This is a genomic window from Cellulomonas uda, from assembly GCF_006538705.1.
GTDB classification, from domain to species: Bacteria; Actinomycetota; Actinomycetes; order Actinomycetales; family Cellulomonadaceae; genus Cellulomonas; species Cellulomonas uda.
On the sequence record NZ_BJLP01000008.1, the window covers coordinates 42,174 to 57,787 of the forward strand.

General features: G+C 75.6%; 15 protein-coding genes. 7 read left to right on the plus strand and 8 right to left on the minus strand.

Features of this window, described 5'->3' with window-relative positions; all coding sequences use genetic code 11:
* Window positions 1-126 precede the first annotated feature (126 nt).
* The 4 genes from hemC to hemL all read left to right on the plus strand — a co-directional run bounded on the left by hemC (window position 127) and on the right by hemL (window position 4,662).
* Window positions 127-1,227, plus strand: coding sequence for a hydroxymethylbilane synthase (gene hemC / locus CUD01_RS03725; protein ID WP_141318829.1), 1,101 nt, complete (start codon window positions 127-129; stop codon window positions 1,225-1,227).
* Complete coding sequence (locus CUD01_RS03730; protein WP_141318831.1) at window positions 1,224-2,246, plus strand: uroporphyrinogen-III synthase; 1,023 nt, start codon at window positions 1,224-1,226, stop codon at window positions 2,244-2,246. The genes hemC and CUD01_RS03730 overlap by 4 nt, the downstream gene beginning before the upstream one ends.
* 140 nt (window positions 2,247-2,386) lie before the next feature.
* On the plus strand, window positions 2,387-3,343 hold the full coding sequence (gene hemB / locus CUD01_RS03735; RefSeq protein ID WP_243861072.1) for a porphobilinogen synthase: 957 nt from the start codon (window positions 2,387-2,389) through the stop codon (window positions 3,341-3,343).
* Window positions 3,340-4,662: a glutamate-1-semialdehyde 2,1-aminomutase gene (gene hemL / locus CUD01_RS03740; RefSeq protein WP_141318835.1), complete on the plus strand. Its 1,323-nt coding sequence runs from the start codon at window positions 3,340-3,342 to the stop codon at window positions 4,660-4,662. Before hemB ends, hemL begins: the two co-directional genes overlap by 4 nt.
* 95 nt (window positions 4,663-4,757) lie before the next feature.
* Here hemL and CUD01_RS03745 read toward each other — a convergent pair whose 3' ends face one another.
* The 8 genes from CUD01_RS03745 to CUD01_RS03780 all read right to left on the minus strand — a co-directional run bounded on the left by CUD01_RS03745 (window position 4,758) and on the right by CUD01_RS03780 (window position 12,053).
* A complete protein-coding gene (locus CUD01_RS03745) occupies window positions 4,758-5,921 on the minus strand; it encodes a hypothetical protein (protein WP_141318837.1) in 1,164 nt (387 codons plus the stop codon).
* A 191-nt stretch (window positions 5,922-6,112) separates the two neighbouring features.
* Window positions 6,113-7,039: a sulfite exporter TauE/SafE family protein gene (locus tag CUD01_RS03750; protein ID WP_141318839.1), complete on the minus strand. Its 927-nt coding sequence runs from the start codon at window positions 7,037-7,039 to the stop codon at window positions 6,113-6,115.
* A 149-nt stretch (window positions 7,040-7,188) separates the two neighbouring features.
* Window positions 7,189-7,647, minus strand: coding sequence for an RrF2 family transcriptional regulator (locus tag CUD01_RS03755; RefSeq protein WP_094181378.1), 459 nt, complete (start codon window positions 7,645-7,647; stop codon window positions 7,189-7,191).
* A gap of 65 nt (window positions 7,648-7,712) precedes the next feature.
* Complete coding sequence (locus tag CUD01_RS03760) at window positions 7,713-8,144, minus strand: RrF2 family transcriptional regulator (RefSeq protein WP_141318879.1); 432 nt, start codon at window positions 8,142-8,144, stop codon at window positions 7,713-7,715.
* Between the two features lie 10 nt (window positions 8,145-8,154).
* On the minus strand, window positions 8,155-9,237 hold the full coding sequence (locus tag CUD01_RS03765; protein ID WP_141318841.1) for a sulfate/molybdate ABC transporter ATP-binding protein: 1,083 nt from the start codon (window positions 9,235-9,237) through the stop codon (window positions 8,155-8,157).
* Window positions 9,234-10,142 (minus strand): sulfate ABC transporter permease, encoded by a 909-nt coding sequence (locus CUD01_RS03770; RefSeq protein ID WP_307722663.1) that lies wholly within the window; start codon window positions 10,140-10,142, stop codon window positions 9,234-9,236. The genes CUD01_RS03765 and CUD01_RS03770 overlap by 4 nt, the downstream gene beginning before the upstream one ends.
* A complete protein-coding gene (gene cysT / locus CUD01_RS03775) occupies window positions 10,135-10,983 on the minus strand; it encodes a sulfate ABC transporter permease subunit CysT (protein WP_141318843.1) in 849 nt (282 codons plus the stop codon). The genes CUD01_RS03770 and cysT overlap by 8 nt, the downstream gene beginning before the upstream one ends.
* Window positions 10,983-12,053, minus strand: a complete 1,071-nt coding sequence (locus CUD01_RS03780; RefSeq protein WP_141318845.1) for a sulfate ABC transporter substrate-binding protein — start codon at window positions 12,051-12,053, stop codon at window positions 10,983-10,985. Before CUD01_RS03780 ends, cysT begins: the two co-directional genes overlap by 1 nt.
* 194 nt (window positions 12,054-12,247) lie before the next feature.
* On the opposite strand from CUD01_RS03780, the gene CUD01_RS03785 reads away from it, so the two are divergent.
* From CUD01_RS03785 to CUD01_RS03795, 3 genes are all read left to right on the plus strand, one after another.
* Window positions 12,248-12,529 carry a metal-sensitive transcriptional regulator gene (locus tag CUD01_RS03785; protein ID WP_094181379.1) on the plus strand — a complete coding sequence of 94 codons (282 nt, stop codon included), beginning with the start codon at window positions 12,248-12,250 and terminating at the stop codon, window positions 12,527-12,529.
* 62 nt (window positions 12,530-12,591) lie between these two features.
* Window positions 12,592-12,822 (plus strand): heavy-metal-associated domain-containing protein, encoded by a 231-nt coding sequence (locus tag CUD01_RS03790; protein WP_094181380.1) that lies wholly within the window; start codon window positions 12,592-12,594, stop codon window positions 12,820-12,822.
* Between the two features lie 114 nt (window positions 12,823-12,936).
* On the plus strand, window positions 12,937-15,594 hold the full coding sequence (locus CUD01_RS03795) for a heavy metal translocating P-type ATPase (RefSeq protein WP_141318847.1): 2,658 nt from the start codon (window positions 12,937-12,939) through the stop codon (window positions 15,592-15,594).
* The last annotated feature ends 20 nt before the right edge of the window (window positions 15,595-15,614 follow it).

The window sequence follows — 15,614 nt, forward strand, 5'->3', positions numbered from 1 at the left end:
GCGTCCTGACAATTCCTGGTGAGCGCGCGAAAATGCACGACGCGCCATTTTCTGACACTCCGTCATCACGCCCGGACGAGCGCTCGGATTTCGACATCCGCGCGCACGACGGGGGACACTGCTGGCATGTCGGTGGTCCGGATCGGTACACGAGCGTCGACGCTCGCGCGCACGCAGACGGGCCACGTGGCCGACGCGCTCACCCGCCTCGGCGGCTTCGAGGTCGAGACCGTGCACGTGCGCACCGAGGGCGACCGGCTCACCGGCAGCCTCGCGACCCTCGGCGGCACGGGCGTGTTCGTCACCGCGCTGCGGGACGCGCTGCTCGACGGCCGCTGCGACGTCGCGGTGCACTCCCTCAAGGACCTGCCCACCGCGCCCGCACCGGGCCTGACCATCGCCGCGGTCCCGCTGCGCGAGGACCCGCGGGACGTGCTGTGCGCGCGCGACGGCCTGCGGCTGCACGAGCTGCCCGCGGGCGCACGCGTCGGCACCGGGTCGCCGCGCCGCGCGGCACAGCTGCTCGCCGCACGGCCCGACCTCGAGGTCGTCGACATCCGCGGCAACGTCGACACGCGCCTGGGCCGGGTCGCGGGCTCGTCGTCGGGGCCCGGCGACCTCGACGCGGTGGTGCTCGCGCGGGCCGGCCTCGCCCGGCTCGGCCGGCTCGAGGCCGTCACCGAGGCGCTCGACCCGCACGTCATGCTCCCCGCGCCCGGGCAGGGCGCGCTCGCCGTCGAGGTGCGCAGCGCCGACCTCGACGACCCGCCCACGCCCGTGCTCGCCGCACTCGCGACCGCGCTCGCCGCGCTCGACCACCGGCCCACGCGCCTCGCGGTCGCCGCCGAGCGCGCGCTGCTCGCGCGCCTCGAGGCGGGGTGCGCCGCACCGGTCGGCGCCCTCGCGCTCGTCGACGGGCCGCGCCTCGAGCTCGAGGCCGTGGTGGCCCGCACCGACGGCACCCGGCTCCTGCGGCACGGTCTGACGAGCACGGCCGTCGTCGTCCGGGAGGGTGCCGAGCCCGACGACGAGCCGCACGAGGGCCCGCAGGACGCCCCGAACGACGGCGCACACGGCGGCACGCACAGCGGCCCGCACGACGAGCCGGCCGGGGCCGCCGAGGGCGGCCACCGTGAGCAGGACGCCGCCGCCGCCGGTGCGGAGCTCGCCGACCTGCTGCTCGAGAGGGGTGCCGCGGACCTCGCCCCCGTCGGCCCGCGCTCGTGACCGCGCCCGACGACGGGCGCGCGACGCCCGCCGCACCGCTCGCCACGCCGCTCGCCGGGTGGCGCGTGCTCGTGCCGCGCCCGACCGCCGGGCAGTCCGGTGCCGCGGTGGCGCTCGCCGCCGCCGGGGCCGAGCCGGTGCTCGTCCCCCTGATCGCGATCGAGCCGCCCGCCGACACCGGACGCGTCGACGACGCGCTGCTCGCGCTCGGCGCGGGCTGGTACCGCTGGCTCGTCGTGACGAGCGGTGCCGCCGTGCCCGTGCTCGACACCCGCGCCACCGCCACCGGACGGCCGCTGGCGACGCTCGTCGCGGACGGCGCGGTGCAGGTCGCCGCGGTCGGCCCGGGCACCGCCCGGGCGCTGCGCGACGCGGGCGTCGGCACGGACCTCACGCCGCGCGGGCCGTCGACCGGTGCGAACCTCGCTGCCCAGTGGCCACCGGCCCCCGGGCAGCGCGGGTGGACGGACCCGCACGACGGGTACCTGCAGCACGGGCCCCGGCACCACGCCCCGACCGCCGGCCACCCGTCCACCGCCGACCACCCCACCGACCACCCCACCGACCACCCCGCCGACGGCACCCGGCCCGCACGCGTCCTGTTCGCCCGCGGCGACCTCGCCGCGTCGACCGTCGCCGACGGCCTGCGGGCGCGCGGGTGGCAGGTCGACGAGGTCGTCGCGTACCGCACCGTCCCGGCCCCGCCCCCGCCGGAGGACGTGCGCGACGCGTGGCGGACGGGCGCGCTGCACGCCGCGCTGCTCACCTCCGCGAGCACGGTGCGCGCGCTCGTCGAGCACCTCGGCCCGCCGCCGCCCGGCACGCTGCTCGTCGCGATCGGACCGACCACCGCCGCCGAGGTCCGCCGCCTCGGCCTGCCGCTCGCCGCGACCGCCGACGAGCAGACCATGGCCGGCCTCGTCGCCGCGCTCGTGGCCGCCGCTCACCCGTCGGACGGCCTCGTCGCCGCCCCGCCCGTCCGGGAGGATGGACGAACCGGACACCAGGAGACACCGTGACCACCGACCCCACCGAGCAGCCCACCCAGCAGCCCACCCACCAGCCCACCGAGCAGCCCACCCAGCAGCCGACCGGCCGATCCACCGGGCAGCCCTCCGGCGCCGCCGTCGCCGGGCCCGGCCGCGTCCGGCCCCGCCGGCTGCGCGCGACGCCCGCCGTCCGCCGGCTCGTGCGCGAGGTCGACGTGCTGCCGCGCCACCTGGTGCTGCCGGTGTTCGTCCGCGAGGGGCTCGACGAACCCCGCCCGATCACGTCGATGCCGGGCGTCCAGCAGCACACGCTCGACTCGCTCAAGGACGCGCTCGCCCGGGCGGCCGACGCCCGTCTGGGTGGCGTCATGCTGTTCGCGGTGCCCGAGGTGCGCGACGCGGTCGGCAGCCGGGCGACCGACCCGGACGGCATCCTCAACCGCGCGATCGCGGTCGCGGCGGCGGAGGTGGGCGACGCGCTCGTCGTGCAGGCGGACCTGTGCCTCGACGAGTTCACCGACCACGGCCACTGCGGCGTGCTGACCCCGGACGGGCGCGTCGACAACGACGCGACGCTCGTGCGGTACGCGGACATGGCGCTCGCGCAGGCCGCCGCGGGGGCGCACCTCGTCGGGCTGTCCGGGATGATGGACGGCCAGGTCGCGGTCGTGCGCGACGCGCTCGACGCCGCCGGGTACGACGAGGTCGCCGTGCTCGCCTACGCGGCGAAGTACGCGAGCGCGTTCTACGGCCCCTTCCGTGACGCGGTCGAGTCGCAGCTCGTCGGCGACCGCCGGACCTACCAGATGGACCCCGCGAACCGCCGCGAGGCGGCCCGCGAGGTGGCCATCGACGTGGCCGAGGGCGCCGACGTCGTCATGGTGAAGCCGGCGATGTCCTACCTCGACGTGCTGGCCGACGTCGCGGCGAGCAGCCCCGTACCGGTCGCGGCCTATGCCGTGTCCGGCGAGTACGCCATGATCGAGGCTGCCGCGGCGGCCGGGTGGATCGAGCGCGAACGGGCGATAGCCGAGTCCGTGCTCAGCATCCGCCGCGCGGGTGCCGATTCTGTCCTCACGTACCACGCGACGGAGCTGGCCGGATGGCTGGCGGAGGAGTACCGATGAGCCCGACGAACGCCGAGGTGTTCGCGCATGCGCAGGCCGTGATCCCGGGAGGGGTCAGCTCGCCTGTGCGTGCGTACGGGTCGGTCGGCGGCACGCCGCCGTTCGTCGCGTCGGCCCGCGGCGCGTACGTCACCGACGTCGAGGGCCGCCAGTACGTGGACCTCGTCGGGTCGTGGGGGCCGGCGCTGCTCGGCCACGCGCACCCCGAGGTCGTCGCCGCCGTGCAGGAGGCCGCCGCACGCGGCCTGAGCTTCGGGGCGCCGACGACGACCGAGGTCGAGCTCGTCGACGCCATCCGCTACCGCGTGCCGGCCGCCGAGCTGGTCCGCCTCGTCTCGACCGGCACCGAGGCGACCATGACCGCGCTGCGGCTCGCGCGCGGCTACACCGGGCGCGACCTCGTCGTGAAGTTCGCGGGCTGCTACCACGGGCACGTCGACGCGCTGCTCGCGCAGGCCGGCTCCGGCGTCGCGACGCTCGCGCTGCCCGGGTCCGCGGGCGTCTCGTCGGCCGTCGCGGCCGAGACGATCGTGCTGCCCTACAACGACGTCGACGCGGTGCGTGACGCGTTCGCCCAGCACGGGCCCCGCATCGCGGCCGTCATCACCGAGGCCGCGCCCGCCAACATGGGCGTCGTGCCGCCCGCGCCCGGCTTCAACGCCGAGCTGCGCGCGCTCACGCACGAGCACGGCGCCCTGCTGGTCCAGGACGAGGTGCTCACCGGCTTCCGCGTCGGCTACTCCGGCTGGTGGGGGCTCGAGGGCCTGCGCGAGGGGTGGTCGCCCGACCTGTTCACGTTCGGCAAGGTCGTCGGCGGCGGGCTGCCCGTCGCCGCGGTCGGCGGCCGGCGCGACGTCATGCGTCAGCTCGCGCCGCTCGGGCCCGTCTACCAGGCCGGCACGCTGTCCGGGAACCCCGTCGCGACCGCCGCGGGACTCGCGACGCTGCGGCTCGCCGACGCCGACGTCTACCGTCACCTCGACGAGACCGCCGCGCGCCTGCGCGAGTCCGTGACCAAGGCCCTCGCGAACGCCGGCGTGCCGCACGCGCTGCAGTGGGCGGGCTCGCTGTTCTCCGTCGCGTTCGGCGACGACGTCGCCGAGCACGGCGTGCGCGACTACGCCGACGTGCAGGGCTCCGAGCACTGGCGGTACGCCCCGTTCTTCCACGCGCTGCTCGACGCGGGCGTCAGCGCGCCGCCGTCCGCGTTCGAGGCGTGGTTCGTCTCGGCCGCGCACGACGACGAGGCGCTCGCGCGCATCGAGAACGCGCTGCCGGCCGCCGCGCAGGCCGCCGCCGAGGCGACGCCGCCCGCCTGACCACCCCGTCCGCCGCTGGGCGCTCGGCCCGGCGGGCGACCACCCGGCGGGCGCTTCACCCGGCCGGCGGTCCGCTCGGCCGGCGGTCCGCTCGGTCAGCCCAGGAGGCGGCCGCGAGGGGCGAGGGCGCCGTGCTCGTCGAGACGAGGTGGAGCATCGGGCGTGCCCTTGCCCTCCGGGGGTGTCTGGTCCTCCGGGGGTGCCTGGTCGTCAGGGGTGAGCAGGTCGCGGGCGAAGGGGATCGTGCGCTCGAACCAGCGGCCGTCGGCCAGGTCGTAGGCGAGCCGACCGGCCGCGGCGGCGCGCTGGTCGGCGACGACGAACGGTGCCTGCGTGAGCGTCTCGTCCGCGAACGCGCGGCCGGGGTGCGCGCTGAGCGCAAGGCCCAGCCGGGCGTGCGGCAGCTCGAGCTCCCACCAGGTCGTGCCGGTGGGTCGGTGCTCGTGCACGCGCAGGCCGGTCGCATGCCGCACGAGCGGCTCGAGCACGCGCAGGCGCCACGCGCCGTCGAGGCGGAACGCGTCGCCGGCCGGTGCGGTCAGGGTGCGCAGACCGTCGCGCGCGGGCAGCAGCCAGGCCGTCCCGCCGGCGGGCACGCCGCGCACGAACGCGCGGGCATGCCGTGCGGACAGCCGCGCGCGGGGCTGCATGGTCGACGCGAGCACGGGCAGCGCGGTGAGCGAGCGGACCCACCGATCGGCCAGGACCACGCGGCGTTCCTGCACGCGTCCGACGAACGAGCGCTCCTCGAGCCCTGCGGCGCTCGCGCTCACGCGCAGCGGCTCGCGCGGGAGCAGGCCGGCGAGCAGCTCACGGACGCGGGGACCGAGGTCGACCGTCGTCGTGCCCGGCGCACGCGGCGTGACGTCGAGCCCGGCGGGCAGCAGGTCGAGGCGCGCGGCGACGCCCCCGCACGCGGCGAGGCTCTCGAACCGCACGAGCCCGTCGCCGGTGGTCAGGAACGGGTCGGCGTGCTCGACGAGGTCGGCGAGGTCGCCGTGGGCGGTGCGGTCGTCGCGCGGGTTCCGCCCGGCGCCGGTGTGCACGCCCGGGCCCGGCGGTGCGGCGGGCTCGTCGAAGCGGGACGCGGCGACACGGGCGACGAGCAGGAGGGCGGCGGCGACGACGTCGGCGCGCTGCGCGGAGCCGTCGACGAAGGTGCGGCGCTCGCCGGTCGCGAGCCCGAGGTGCGCGCCGGTGCGGTCGACACGGAGGCCGGAACGCCCCGCGTACCGGAAGGCGACCTCCACCGCTTCCACACGGGTGTTCTCGGCACCCCGAAGGTCACAGTTGAGTCACGGCCCGGGTAGTTCCCCCGGTGAGCGCGCCGGTCAGGGCGAGACGGGTGGAGAAACGCTCGCCAGGTGAGCGGAACTCCACCCATACCGCGCTGCGGCGCACGGCCGCGGGCCGCGACGAGCGCGGGCGCGGGGGCGGGGGACGGGGAGGGTCAGGCCTCGACGAGCTCGGGGGCCGGGGTGGGCTCGGTCGCGGCGGCGCGCTCGGCCGCGCGCTCGGCGCGGTAGGCGCGCACGGACCACGCGACCGCGGCGGCCCAGACCACGCCGATCGCACCGAGCACCCACGCCTGCGCGGGGGTACCGCCGAGGCCGACGAGGTCGGAGCGCAGGATCGTGCGGGTGTTGGTCAGGACGATCATGCCGCCGACGGCCGACCCGAGCAGCCGCGGCGGGATGATCCGCACGAGCCAGGCGGCGATGGGCGCGGCGATCAGCCCGCCGACGAGCAGCGCGAGCACCCAGCGCACGTCGATGCCCTGCGAGCCGAGCGAGAACAGGAAGCCGAGCGAGGCGGCGAGCGCCACGAGGAACTCGGACGTGTCGATCGAGCCGATGACCTTGCGCGGCTCCATGCGCCCGGACGCGAGCAGCGCGGGCGTGCCGACCGGTCCCCAGCCGCCGCCGCCGGTGGCGTCGACGAAGCCCGCGAACAGGCCGAGCGGTGCGAGGAACCGCTTGCGCACGGGCTGGCCGAGCCGGTCCTTGCGCAGCCCCTTGAACGTGAAGCGCACCAGGATGTAGGTGCCGAGCGCGAGCAGGATGCCCGACATCACGGGGGCGGCCTGGTCGGTCGCGACCCGGGACAGGACGGTCGCGCCGAGGAACGCGCCGATCGCGCCGGGGATGCCGACGCGCCGCACGACCTTCCAGTCGACGTTGCCGAACTTCCAGTGCGAGACGCCCGACGCGAGCGTGGTGCCGATCTCGGCGAGGTGCACGGTGGCGGACGCCGCGGCGGGGTTGGTGCCGATCGCGAGCAGGAGCGTGCTGGAGGTGACGCCGTACGCCATGCCGAGCGAGCCGTCGACGAGCTGCGCCGCGAGGCCGACGACGGCCAGGAGCAGGAGCTGCGGCATGAGCGGGGTCCTTCGGGGCGATGGGCGACGAGGCGGGTGGAACCGACATCTCGATAATCCCGACCCGGGAACTCGATATTCAAGACCCGTCCATCATGCAAGACGCGCGCCGTCGCACGCCCGCGGCACGCCCGCGCACGCGTCTCAGGTCAGGGGTTCTCCCACGCGTCGGCGCGGCCGAGCATCTCCCGCACCGGCGCCGGGAGGTCGCCCGCGACGAGCGCCGCGATCGTCACCTCGTCGAGCACGTCCCGCACCGCGACCCGCAGCGCGACCCACACGTCCAGCAGCGCCGCCGCCGACCCCTCGTACGTCAGCGACGGCGGACGCTCGTCGCGCACCGTGACGAGCGGCCCCTCGGCGGCGCGCATGACGTCCGCGAGCGTGATCTGGTCGGCGGGCCGCGCGAGCCGGTACCCGCCCGAGCGCCCGCGGACGCTCACCACCACGCCGCCGCGGCGCAGGTCGCCCAGGATCCGCTCGAGGAAGCTCGTCGGCAGCCCCTGACCCGCCGCGAGGGTCTCGACCGCGACCGGGTGCCCCTGCGGGCTCGCCGCCAGCTCCGCGCACGCGCGCACCGCATAGTCCGCCTTCGCCGAGACCCGCATGGGCCCATTGTGCCGTCCGCGGGTCCCGGGCCCGCACGCCGCCGCGCCCGGCCCCACCTGCGCGGTCAGCCCGCGGCGCCCTCGCGGACGTCGAGCACCGGGCCCGCGAGCAGGTCCGCGAGCGTCACGTGGTCGAGCACGCCATGCAGCGTCTCGTCGATCGCGCCCCACAGGGTGGGCAGGTGCTGCGCGACGCCGCGGTACTCGAGGCGGTCGGGCGGGGCTGCGCGCACGGTGACGAACGGCCCCTCCAACGCCGCGACGACGGGTCCGACGAGCACCTCGTCGGCCGGCCGCGCGAGGTGGAACCCGCCCCGCGCACCGCGCTTGGAGACGACGTACCCGAGCTTGCGCAGCTCGGTGAGGATCTGCTCGGCGTACTCACGCGGCAGGTCCTGCTCGGTCGACAGCGCCTCGGCCGTCACCAGGTCCGGCGCGCGCTCGGCGAGCAGCAGGAGCGCGCGGACGGCGTAGTCGACCTTCGCGGAGATGTGCACGGGCATCGCGTCAGGCCGGCACCCGGTCGGGACACCCGGCGGCGGGGCCGGCGACGGGGCCGGAGGCGTCCGCGGGCAGCCCGGCGGCGGGGAACGGGGTGTCGACGAGCGGGCGCAGCCACACGGTGCGGCCCTCGACGAGCCCGAGCTCGGTGACCTGCGCGCGCGTCAGCTGCACCCACGGCGTCGAGCCGTCGTCGGCCCGCGTCTCGGCGCGCACCTCGTACCCGACACGCAGCAGCCTGGTGACCTCGACCCGCACGGCCCCGGCGCGGTCGTCGGTGAGGACCTCGATGTCGTGCGGTCGCACGAGCGCGCCGCCGAGCCGGGTCACCGGGCCGAGGAACGACATGACGAACGGGTTCGCCGGGTGGTCGTAGAGCTCGCCGGGTGTGCCGACCTGCTCGATGCGACCGTCGTTGATGACGACGATCTCGTCGGCGACCTCGAGCGCCTCCTCCTGGTCGTGCGTGACGAACAGGGTGGTCACGTGCACCTCGTCGTGCAGGCGCCGCAGCCAGTCGCGCAGCTCCTTGCGGACCTGCGCGTCGAGCGCGCCGAACGGCTCGTCGAGCAGCAGCACCTCGGGCTGCACGGCGAGCGCGCGGGCCAGTGCCATGCGCTGGCGCTGGCCGCCCGAGAGCTGGGACGGCAGCCGGTCGGCGAGGTGCTCGAGGTGCACGAGCTCGAGCAGCTCGGCGACGCGGTCGCGCACCTCGGCCTTGGGGCGCTTGCGGATCTCGAGCCCGAACGCGACGTTGCGCGCCGTCGTCAGGTGCGTGAACGCCGCGTAGTGCTGGAACACGAAGCCGACGGACCGGCGCTGCGGCGGCAGGAACGTCGCGTCGCGCCCGCCGATCTCCACGCTCCCGGAGTCCGGGTGGTCGAGGCCGGCGATGATCCGCAGGAGCGTGGACTTGCCGCCGCCCGACGGGCCGAGCAGTGCGGTCAGCCCACCGGGCCGCACCTCGAGGTCGACGTCCTCGAGCGCGACGAAGTCGCCGAACCGGCGGTGCACGCCGCGCACGACGATGCCGGACGGGCCGCCCGCGAGCGCGTCGGGGCGGTGCGCGGGGGTGGTCGTGCGGCTCATGCCTTGTCCTCCTCGGGCCGCAGCGCGGCGATGACGACGATCAGCACGACGGCGACCGTCATGAGCACGAACGCGGCGGCGAACGCCTGCCGCTGCGCGTCGGCCCCGAACTCCTGGTACGAGTCGTTGACGTAGAGCGTGAGCGTCTGGGACTCGCCCGCGACGGACCCGGACACGACGCGCACCGCGCCGAACTCGCCGAGCGAGCGCGCGAGGCTCAGCGCGACGCCGTACGCGAGCGCCCACCGGATCGTCGGGAGCGTGATGCGCCAGAACCGCTGCCACGCGTTCGCGCCGAGGGACTGCGCGGCCTGCTCCTGCTCGATGCCGGCCTCCTCGAGGGTCGGCACGACCTCGCGGAGCACGAGGGGCAGCGAGACGAGCACGGTCGCGAGCACCATCCCCGGCACCGAGAAGATCACGCGGATCCCGGCGTCCTCGAGCGCTCCGCCGAACCAGCCGTACGTGCCGTAGACGAGGATCAGCGCGACGCCGACGACGATCGGCGAGATCGACACCGGCAGGTCGATGACAGCCGACAGGAACCGCCGGCCCCAGAACCGGTAGCGCACGAGCAGGTAGCCCATCCCGACGCCGAACACGGTGTTGAGCGCGACGGCGACGCCCGCGACGACGGCGGTGAGCCGCAGCGCGGCGAGGAAGTCCTCGGACGTCAGCACGTCCAGCACGGGCGCGACGCCGTCGGCGAACGTGTGCTGCACGACGGACGCGACGGGCAGCGCGACGAGCGCGAGCACGTAGCCGACCGCGACGAGCCGCAGCAGCCAGGCGGTGCGCGTGGTGCGGCGCCGGGCGCGGCGCACGCGCGGGTCGACCGGGGGCCGGGCGGCGGGACGCGAGGCCGCTGCCGGGGCGGACGGGTCCGGCGTCAGGACGTCAGCCACGGCGGGCCGTCCGGCGCTGGAGGACGTCGAGCACCACGAGCACGACGACGGCGACGACGAGCAGGAGCGTGGCGACCGCGGCCGCCGAGACCGTCTCCTGCGACTCGATCATCTTGAGGATGTAGGACGACGACACCTGGGTCTTGCCGATCAGGTTGGCGGAGATGAGGATGACCGACCCGAACTCGCCGAGCGCACGCGCGAAGCTCAGGGCGGCGCCCGAGACCACGGCCGGCGTGACGGTCGGCAGGATCACGCGCCGGAAGATCGTGAACCCGCTCGCCCCGAGCGACGCGGCGGCCTGCTCGACCTCACGGTCGGCGTCGATGAGGACGGGCTGCACGGACCGCACGACGAACGGCAGCGTGACGAACAGCAGCGCGAGCACGACGCCCGCCCGCGTACCGACGAGGTTGATCCCGAACGGCCCGCTCGGGCCGTACAGCGTGATCAGGACGAGGCCGGCGACGATCGTCGGCAGCGCGAACGGGATGTCGATGACGACCTCGAGGACCCGCTTGCCGGGGAACCGATCGCGCACGAGCACCCACGCGATCAGCGTGCCGACGACCGCGTTGACGAGCGTGACGAACGCGGCGGCGCCCACCGTGAACCGGATCGCGGCGAGCGCCTCGGGGTCCGTGACGGCGTCCCAGAACCCGCCGAGGCCGTCGTCGAACGCGGTCGAGACGATCGCGGCGACGGGCAGCAGCACCAGCAGGCTGAGCCACAGGACGCCGACGCCGAGCCCGAGCGCCGCGCCGCCCGTGAGCTCGCCGGGGCGACGCCCCCGCCCGGAGGCGGGGCGCGTCGCCCGGTCGACCTGTGCGACGAGGGACATCAGCCGCGCAGCTCCGCGACGAGGCCGGTCTCCTTGTCGAACAGCGTGTCGTTCACGACGCTCCAGCCGCCCAGGTCCTCGACGGTCCAGATCGTGGCGTCCGGGAACGGGTTCGCCGGGTCGTTCGCGCCCTCGACGTCCACGGTGGGCTCCACGCCCGACGGCGAGCGGAAGCCGTGCTCGATGAGGACGGCCTGACCCTCGTCGGACCTGACGAACTCGAGGAAGTCCTTGGCGGCCTGCGAGGCGCTCGTCGTGACGGCGGCGGGGTTCTCGATGAGGAACGTGGTCTCGGGGACGACGTAGTCGAGCTCGACGCCCGCGGCGCGCGCCGCGATCGCCTCGTTCTCGTAGGAGATCAGCACGTCTCCCGTGCCCTTGACGAACGCGTCGGTCGCGGTGCGGCCCGAGTCGTTCCAGCTCACGACGTTGCCGATGAACTTGCCGAGGAACTCCTCGGCTGCCGCCTCGTCCTCGTCCGCGCCCAGGCCGTGCGTGTACGCGCCGAGCAGGTTCCACTTGGCGGAGCCCGACGTGCCCGGGTCGGCCGTGACGATGCCGACACCCGGCTGCACGATGTCGTCCCAGCCGGTGATGTTCTTCGGGTTGCCCTTGCGGACCGCGAGGACGACGACCGAGTCGGACACGATGCCCTTGTTCTCGTCGGCGTCCCAGTCCTGAGCCACCAGGCCCGCGTCGACGATGGCGTCGACGTCCGGCGTGAGCGACAGCGCGACGAGGTCGGCGTCCTGGCCGGCGATCACGGCGCGCGACTGCGCGCCGGACGCGCCGAACGATCCCTTGACCTTCACGCCCTTGCCCTCGTCGGTCTGCGCGAACTGCTCGGCGAGGTCGTCGTAGGCGGACTGGATGACGGCGAAGCCGACGAGGTCGATCGTGGCGCTCGCCGCACCACCCGTGCCGTCACCCGTGCCGTCGCCGGTGCCGTCGCCGGCCGCGGCGTCGCCGGACGAGCTGCACCCCGCCAGGGCCAGGAGCGACGCGGCGACGAGCGCCGCGGCCAGGCGGGACGACGGGCGGGCGAGGTGCCTGCGGTGGGGGGACGTCATGGTGGGTGTGCTCCCTGGTCATGAGACTCGGGACCCGGCCTATTCCGAGTTGCCCGATCAGAACGCTCGGAATTCTGGCCAGGTCTCCGATATCCCGTCCAGACCAGTCCACATTCCGGGCAGGTCGGGACCTTCGGATCGCGTCAGGAATACCCCACGGGGGTATGGTGGTTGGCGTCGACGAGGAGGCACGCATGCACGGCTACACCACTGACAAGGACGACTACCTCAAGCGCCTGCGCCGCATCGAGGGGCAGGTCCGGGGCATCGCCCGCATGGTCGACGAGGACGTCTACTGCATCGACGTGCTCACGCAGATCGCGGCCGTGACCAAGGCGCTGCAGGCCGTGAGCATCGGGCTCGTCGAGGACCACCTCGGCCACTGCGTCGTCGACGCCGCCCGGCGCGACCCCGACGAGGGGCAGGCCAAGGTCAAGGAGGCGGCCGACGCGATCGCCCGCCTCGTGCGCAGCTGAGACACCGGCTGCACCCCCGCACCACCCCCACCGCACGCTCCACCGCACCGAGGAGAGAACCCATGACCACCACCACGTTCGGCGTCGACGGCATGACCTGCGCGCACTGCGTCCAGCACGTCACCACCGAGCTCCAGGCCATCCCCGGCGTGAGCGACGTCGCGGTCGACCTCGTCGTCGGCGGCTCGTCGCAGGTCACCGTGACGTCCGAGGCTCCGCTGCCCGACGAGGCTGTGGCCGCGGCCGTCGACGAGGCCGGCTACGCGCTGACCCCGCGGCGCTCGCTGCTGTGAGCCCCGCGCCGCGACGGCGCTGACCGCCGCACGACCCGACCTCACGAACAGACCGCACGACCCGACCGCACGAACAGACCGCAGGAACCGACCGCACGAACCCGGAGGCGGAGCATGAGCACCGACCAGCAGCCCGGCACCCGCGGGGCACCGACCCTCGTGGTCGACCTCGCCGTGGAGGGCATGACGTGCGCGTCGTGCGTCGCACGCGTCGAGAAGCGTCTCCAGCGCCTGCCCGGGGTCACCGCGAGCGTGAACCTGCCGCTCGAGTCCGCGCACGTCGAGGGCGTCGACCCGTCCGTCACACCCGACGACCTCGTGGCCGCCGTGCGCGCCGCGGGCTACGACGCGCGCGTGACGTCGCCGGTCGGCTCGCCGGCGGTGACGGGTCACCCGGCGCACGGGCACACGCCCGACCAGCACGCGCCCGGCCAGCACGCGCCCGGCGAGCACTCGTCCGGCGAGCACTCGTCCGGCGAGCACATGTCCGGCGAGCACGCGTCCGGCGAGCACGACGGGCGCGGGTCGACGAGCGACGCGATGCTCGCCGAGCACGCGCTGTCGGCGCACGCGATGGCGCCGGGTCACGACATGTCCGCCGACGAGGACACGTCGGCACCCACCGACGCGCGCGGCGCGGACCTGCGGCGACGGCTCGTCGTCGCGGCGGTGCTGACCGTCCCGGTCGTCGTGCTGTCGATGGTCCCCGTGACGCAGTTCCGCGGCTGGCAGTGGGTGGTGGCGGCGCTCGCGCTGCCCGTGGCGACGTGGGCCGCCTGGCCGTTCCACCGCGCCGCGGCCCGCGCGGCCCGGCACGGCGCGTCGACCATGGACACGCTCGTGAGCATCGGGATCATCGCGGCCACGTCCTGGTCGCTGTGGGCGCTGCTGCTCGGCGGCACGGGCGAGCTGGGCATCACGATGACGCCGACGCTGTGGCCGCGTGCGGCCTCGGGCATGGACATGGGCGAGGTGCCCGAGCTGTACTTCGAGGTCGCGGCGGTCGTGACGACGTTCCTGCTCGCGGGTCGGTTCGCCGAGCACCGCTCGCGCCGCCGCGCGGGTGACGCGCTGCGCGCGCTGCTCGACCTGGGCGCGAAGGACGTCGCGCTCGTCGTGACCGGCCCGGACGGGCGCCGCACCGAGCAGCGCGTGCCGGTGGACCGGCTGCGCGTGGGCGACGAGTTCGCGGTGCGGCCGGGCGAGAAGGTCGCGACCGACGGCGTCGTCGTGTCCGGGACGTCCGCGCTGGACACGTCGCTGCTCACCGGCGAGCCCGTGCCGGTCGAGGTCGGGCCGGGCGACGAGGTCACGGGCGCGACGGTGAACTCCTCGGGCGCGCTGGTCGTGCGGGCGACGCGCGTGGGTGCGGACACGCGGCTCGCGCAGATCGGCCGGCTCGTCGCGCAGGCGCAGACCGGCAAGGCGCCGGTGCAGCGCCTGGCGGACCGGATCTCGGCCGTGTTCGTGCCCGTCGTGCTGGTGCTCGCGCTCGGCACGCTCGTGGTGTGGCTGGCGACGGGTGCGGGCGCCCAGGCGGCGTTCACCGCCGCGGTCGCGGTGCTGATCATCGCGTGCCCGTGCGCGCTGGGCCTCGCGACGCCGACCGCGCTGCTGGTGGGCACGGGCCGCGGGGCGCAGCTCGGCATCCTCATCAAGGGTCCCCAGGTGCTCGAGCGCACGCGTCGGGTCGACACCGTGGTGCTCGACAAGACCGGGACCGTGACGCAGGGTCGGATGGCCCTCACGGACGTCCTGCTCCCCGCGGGTCACGACGAGCGCGCGGCCGACGAGGCGCTGCGGCTCGCCGCGGCGGTCGAGCGGCAGGCCGAGCACCCGATCGGCCAGGCGGTCGTGGCGGCGTGGGACGCCCGCGGGACGTCGCCGGCACCCGCTGGCGCGGACGCGCAGGGCATGGGCGCGCAGGCGCAGGGGCTGGGGGCGGAGCAAGGGCTGGACGCTCAGCCGCAGGGCGTCGGCGCGGACGGTGTACAGATCGGGTCGGACGAGGTGTACGACTTCGCCGCGGTCGCCGGTCGGGGCGTCGTGGGCGTGGTCCGCACCGCCCACGCGGGCGTCGGGCTCGGGCGTCGCGTGCTCGTCGGACGCCCGGCGTGGCTCGCCGAGCAGGGCGTCGACACCGCGGAGCTGACCGCGGGCTTCGACGCCGCCGAGGCCGACGGCGCCACCGCCGTCATGGTGGCGTGGGACGGCCGCGCCCGCGCGACGCTCGTCGTCCGCGACCCGCTCAAGGACACCTCACGCGACGCGGTCGACGAGCTGCGGGCACTCGGCCTGCGGCCCGTCCTGCTCACGGGCGACAACGCGGGCGCCGCCCACGCGGTCGCGCGGGAGGTCGGCATCGACGAGGTGGTGGCGCACGTGCTGCCCGAGGACAAGGTCGAGGTGGTGCGCCGCCTGCAGGCCGAGGGCCGCCAGGTCGCGATGGTGGGCGACGGGGTCAACGACGCGGCCGCCCTGGCGACCGCCGACCTGGGCCTCGCGATGGGCACGGGGACGGACGTCGCGATCGAGGCTGCGGACGTCACGCTCGTGCGCGGCGACCTGCGGTCCGCGGCGCAGGCGATCCGGCTGTCGCGCCGCACGCTGCGGATCATCAAGCAGAACCTGTTCTGGGCGTTCGCCTACAACGTCGCGGCGATCCCGCTCGCGGCGCTCGGCCTGCTCAACCCGATGATCGCCGGTGCCGCGATGGCGGCCTCGTCGGTGCTCGTCGTGACGAACTCCCTGCGCCTGCGCACGTTCTCCTGACGCCCGCCCGGGCCGCCGGC